The 330-nt window shown below is 73.0% G+C and carries 1 protein-coding gene; it reads right to left on the reverse strand.

The annotated features are described in order from the left end of the window. The coding region (locus ACEN88_RS34890; protein ID WP_413347002.1) for a TolC family protein at nucleotides 1-330 on the reverse strand (330 nt) is incomplete at both ends.

Below are 330 nucleotides of genomic sequence, written 5' to 3' on the forward strand. Positions count from 1 at the left end.
CCACGGCGCCGGCGCCAGCGCGAAATCGGCCGGCGCCTTGCCGACGAGGACCGCGATCGCGTGCTCCAGCTGCGCGCGCTGGCGGGCCAGCGTGAGGTCGTCGCTCTGCGCGCTGGCGAGCTGGGTCCGGGCCTGGTAGACGTCCGAGTGCGGCACGATGCCCACGTCGAAGCGGTTCTGCGTGATCTTCAGCACGCGCTGGTAGCCTTCGATGGTGGTGGCCAGCAGCGCGCGCTGGGCGTCGACGGAGCGCAGCGAAAAATAGTCGGCCGCCAGTTCGCCCTGCGCGGACAGGCGTGCGGACGCCAGGTCGGCCGCGCTGGCCTGGGC

The organism is Massilia sp. CT11-108 (assembly GCF_047302915.1).
GTDB lineage: Bacteria > Pseudomonadota > Gammaproteobacteria > Burkholderiales > Burkholderiaceae_D > Telluria > Telluria orientalis.